The 3,815-nt window shown below is 58.3% G+C and carries 2 protein-coding genes; one reads left to right on the forward strand and one right to left on the reverse strand.

Annotation, left to right across the window (positions count from 1 at the left end; all coding sequences use genetic code 11):
• Nucleotides 1–473 (forward strand): integrase core domain-containing protein (locus tag Manayef4_RS02100; protein WP_139139963.1); only part of this gene is annotated, 473 nt, incomplete at its 5' end.
• A gap of 1,548 nt (nucleotides 474–2,021) precedes the next feature.
• On the opposite strand, the gene Manayef4_RS23765 is transcribed toward Manayef4_RS02100, so the two are convergent.
• Nucleotides 2,022–3,815: hypothetical protein (locus tag Manayef4_RS23765; RefSeq protein WP_217494082.1), on the reverse strand; the 1,794-nt coding region annotated here is incomplete at its 5' end.

Here is a 3,815-nt window from a genome sequence, read left to right on the forward strand (position 1 = left end):
CGTCGAAGACGGTCGCGTTGCTCTACGCGGACCTTGACATCGTCCGGTCGCACTCGAGGCCGCGGGTCTCGAACGACAACCCGTACTCGGAATCACAGTTCAAGACGCTGAAGTACCGGCCCGACTTTCCTGACCGCTTCGGTACCATTGCCGAGGCGCGCCAGTTCTGCCGCGGGTTCTTCGCCTGGTACAACCATGAGCACAGACATTCGGGAATCGGCTATCTCACGCCGGCGGCCGTGTACTTCGGCCAGGCCGAGGCGGTACACGCTGCCCGCAGCCGTGTCCTCGACGTGGCCTACGCCGCGCATCCGGAACGGTTCGTGAACCAGCCCCCGGTCCCGCCGCCGCTCCCGAAGCCCGCCGGGATCAACCACACGCCGGATGACCAGGCCGAACCAGCCGACGGCGTGCCYGAACGATCAGAAGTCATCCCTCGACCGAGATCACGACAGGGACGGAACACAGGCTAGTTCACAAAGAATCTTGTCCTAAAAATCTTGACAAGTTCCGGATGCGGCCCGCAAGCGGATGACCAGGGAGCGGCTGGACGAGCTGACGGGGTTGCTGCGGGAGTGGGATCTGTTCTGATCAAGTACTCCGTCGTACGAAGAGCACCTGATCCGGCTCGCCCGACGAGCCTCCAAGAGCGAGGCCTCCGGCGGAGGCGAACGTACTGCTGCTTCCGCTCGTACTGAACGAGGTAGGCGGGGGTCCTGGGCTCTGGTATACAGCCTCCATGCGGATCATTGGGGGGACCTGTCCGGCGTGCTATGGCCGGTACTATCGGCCGATCACGCCGGTCTTGCGTCACTGCGAGAGCCAGGTAGACGAGGTCGAACRGAGCTACGGACGGCCGGATTTCAATATGCCGCTCGGGCCGCCCAACGCCTACGCGACGCCGGTATATGAGAAGGTTACGAGCCGAATCTGTGATCACGAATACGAGTACGGAGCGCTTGCAGCAACGGCTACGGCAACGTGCCGTTGTGGGCTGGCGGCAATAGGGGCCTGCCGCACCTGTCGAAAGGACGTCTGTGGACGACACGGCACCCTTGCGAGTGCGCTGACGGTCGTCTGTGATACTTGCCCGAAAACGACAACCCATGGTCTACGACCACTGGTCTGGCGGCGAATTTTTTCGCTTTACTTGGGTCGCTGGAATACATTGTTTGAACTGGACAGGTTCACCGCCGATCTTGAACGGCTCCACAGGATCACCAACTTGTGGGAGCCGGGTGACTTTACGTCGGAAGATCGCTCCGACTTGGCGCTGGTCGTACCGGCCATGATTCTCCATCACGGGCAGGGGCACCGCCAGGAATGGCTCGACTATGTACGCGGACGCCAACAGTATGYGACCTCCGCGGAGGTGAGCGCATCCGCGGCCGAACGTGAGGCGAAGGAAGCCGCCGCCAAGCTGCGCGAGGCAGWGGTGTGGCATGCCGAGGAACACGAGCCCGTCAAGCTACCGAAGCCATCCGGTCTTGCCAGGTTCTCGGCGGCCGCGAGATATCGGCAGCTGGAGGACTATCGCGCAGAGATGGATAAGCGGAACTCAATGTATCTCCCACAGCTGGAGATGGTAAAGTCGCACAAGGATACTGTGTGGTAGCAGGCAAAGTCGGAGCTGGACGAGRCTCAGTCGTTGGTCGACTTCCTGAACCGGCTGGTGCCACCCGATCTCCAGGTGGGTCGTCAGCCGCCGCCTACTACATAGAAGGGGCTGTCTCGCCGATTGACAGCCGGGAGGCCGCAAGCTCCTATAACTCATTCGAGGACGGCAAGGTTACGTGATGGGCGCGCTCGCATCGGAGTGCTCTTACTGGCCCTGTCAGCACCCTGGCGTCCTCCATCTGCCACCCGAGCACGCCATAGATATCGGCTGGACGTGCGCAGGAAACCTTTGCGGAGATTATGAGCGGGAAGGCGGTCACGGCCGCTTCCCCGGGAGTTCCACGAGGCGATGGGGGCATGAGCGATGAACCTCTCAAGATRCCGGAATTACCGGATGAAATTCCTCAATAAATAAGCCAATCAGTTCCACTAAGCATAGCAGTCCATACCTTATTGACGGTGCCGCTGATGGACAAGTTTGATGACAAGCCGTTGATCGTCATCCCCGTAGGGCAAGATATAGTAACRCCATTCGTGTTGTCGGTCGCGACCGCCTGGAATTTTAGGTGGCCAGCCGGCAAGGCGTAGACGCTACCGGAGGCGGTAGTGCCGCTCCCCCCGGTGCACCCGGTAAAACTATTTCCGGAGATGCCGGTGTATCGGACAGTGGTGTAGCCGCTGGCGAGTGGCACCAGAATACTACCTGAAACCGGGAATATGCCGACAGGTGAAGACGCGAGTGTGACTGTTGCCTGAGGGAGCGTTACACCGGTTGAGCCTGCCGCCAGGGCAATGCCACCAACATTGTACCCAGGAGGACTCAAGGTGGCGGTCGCAGAAGTAGATGATGCACGGGTGAGTTTGTGGGCCGGCGMAGTAGCCGTCGTAGAGGCTACCGTTATCACATCGGATGTATTCTTGTTCTCCCAAGCTTCGCTATTTTGGCCGACGGTCGTCACTGACCCGCCCCAGCCACCTACTACTACATTACGGTGGATACGGTTATAGTTGGGTGTTATGCCCGATACCTGCTCCACAATTGAACCCTGGATGGTGTTATCCAGAACTTCACATTCCAGCACCTGGCCTTTAAGTAAAGCGAAGCTTGTGGAGCTTGCCTGGCTAAGTGACTGGTTGCCACGGACTGTAAAATGCGAAACAGCGCCAGAGGCTCCGTCCAAAAAGATGTTCTGGCCTATAAACAGATAATCGAAYTCGCAGTTTTGGATCACACACCATGTAGACAGAAGCGCGTATATGTTCTTGGTAAGGCCGCCACCCGTGCCCTGCCGGAACACACACTCCGACACGAAGACCTCTGTAGAGCCCGTTCCCAGGAATATATCGGTACCGGCGCCGGGGTTCGCGGCGAGGCCGTTGCCATAAAACTGAGCTCCACTGATAAGAATCGGGCCGGTATTGTTTGTAATCTTTACGCCGTTCGTTACGTTGGTCTCCCATTCGCCGCCGAGTACCGTGATGCTGGCGGCGGTAAAAACCGAGGTATCGCCGATCTGGAGCCCGGTATTGCAAAGATACGCGTGGCATAGACTAAATTTTAGGTAGGTGCCGTACAAGAGAAAGCCGACGTTGGTAGCGGAAGCCGGCTTTGTTTTAGCTCCATCTACCCGGCACGCAAACCACTCTGATGAGGCATAGTTCCAGTCGACCTTCCAGCCGGACCCTGCCATAAATTGCGCGTACGAATTGACAGTAGTCAGATCGTAAATCCCGTAGCCGACAGATTGCCCACTGCTGATCGTTCCGGAACCGGTGCAACCTGTCGCCGTCGTGCVGCCCGATAGTCCGGTGTAGGTAACGTTGATCGGACCTGTAGCAGTATTTACGGTAAACGTACCACCGCTGGATGAAAGATAGGCGTTCGTAGTCAGTGAAATATTCTGTCCGCTACCTGATAGGGTGTACGGCCCTCCGGTAAGCTTGGTCATCAACAAATCCTGGGCATAATGAAAGGCGTCACCGTCCGGATACTGGACAATGACGTTTTCTATCAGACCGTTGCCAGAGACAAACACCAGGCCGTGGCCTGTTCCTGTCCCCTGGGCATGTCCGGTGCCGCCCGATGCATCGATGGCTAAATTGCGGATGGCGTTCTGAAACAGGGGGCGTGTTTGCCCTACTATGATTGCTGCCGGGCGGCTTGCGCCCGCCAGGGTGACCCGCAAAGTCTGTTTGTG

Origin of the sequence: Frankia sp. CgMI4 (assembly GCF_001756285.1) — a bacterium.
GTDB lineage: Bacteria > Actinomycetota > Actinomycetes > Frankiales > Frankiaceae > Frankia > Frankia casuarinae.